This window comes from Microcystis sp. LE19-10.1B (genome assembly GCF_027530565.1).
Lineage (GTDB): Bacteria > Cyanobacteriota > Cyanobacteriia > Cyanobacteriales > Microcystaceae > Microcystis > Microcystis aeruginosa.
Genome location: NZ_JAPZQM010000695.1, coordinates 1 through 1,057, shown reverse-complemented (window position 1 = coordinate 1,057; position 1,057 = coordinate 1). Strand labels below are relative to the sequence as shown.

The 1,057-nt window shown below is 37.5% G+C and carries 1 protein-coding gene and 1 pseudogene; both read left to right on the top strand.

Features of this window, described 5'->3' with window-relative positions:
* Positions 1–527 (top strand): IS5 family transposase (locus O9332_RS24805; protein ID WP_288027786.1); only part of this gene is annotated, 527 nt, incomplete at its 5' end.
* Between the two features lie 19 nt (positions 528–546).
* Positions 547–810: pseudogene (locus tag O9332_RS24800) on the top strand (transposase); the annotation flags it as partial.
* Positions 811–1,057: the final 247 nt, after the last annotated feature.

Below are 1,057 nucleotides of genomic sequence, written 5' to 3'. Positions count from 1 at the left end.
TATTAGAAAGTAATAGTGAAATAGAAGTAATAGTGGTGGATGTGTCAGAACAGGAGATAGAAAGACCCAAAAAAAAACAGAAATCATGCTATAGTGGCAAGCAGGGATACCACACATTAAAGTCGCAAGTCGTTGCCGATCAAAAAAGCGAGCAGGTAATCTGTGTCCGTTGTGAGAAAGGAAGAGTCCATGATTTTCGACTGTGGAAAGAGAGCAAAATAAGGTTAAATAAGGAAATAGAAATATTAGGGGATAAAGGCTATCAAGGAATTCAGAAAATCCATCAAAACAGTCAAATTCCTCATAAAAAAAAGAAAAAAGAAAAACTAAGTAAAGAGCAAAAAAAAGCCAATCGTCAGTTATCACAACGGCGCATAGTTATAGAACATATTCATCGTCGTCTCAAAATATTTCGGATACTTTCATCAAGATACAGAAATCGCAGACGGCGATTTGGTCTGAGATTGAATTTGATTGCTGGTATCTACAATTACGAACTTCGTTACCGACAAAAATATATATCTTGATTACTTTTGCAAGAGATCTAATGTTCACCTTACCCCCGGCAATGTGGACGACCGCAAACCCGTGAACAAATTGCTACAATCCTTGTTTGGCAAAGTTTTTGCTGACCGAGGTTATGTCTCTCAATCCCTGGGGGAGGAACTGCTCAAAGATTTTGGTATTGAGTTTTTTGCTAAACCCAAGCGGAACCTGAAAAATCGCTTAATCCGCCTTTATGACAAGCTTTTATCCCGTAAGCGTTCTATTGTCGAGACTATTAACGCTCTTCTGGAACTTTCGGAAATCCCTGACCGAATCCAGATTCTGAAACCCTTGGTTGACAAGTGATCGCTAACTTTTTTTCTAATAAGTAGTCATGCAAAATTAATTACCCAAATAAAAAATTAAGAAGTATGGCTCTTCGTTACTTGTTATGGTTCGATAGGGGGGCATAAATCGACTAAATCCTTATCTGGCAAGAGACTTAATTGATTAGTTCGCTCTAGATAAAAAACAATTGACAAAAATGGCTAAATGCCTTTCTATATAAGGG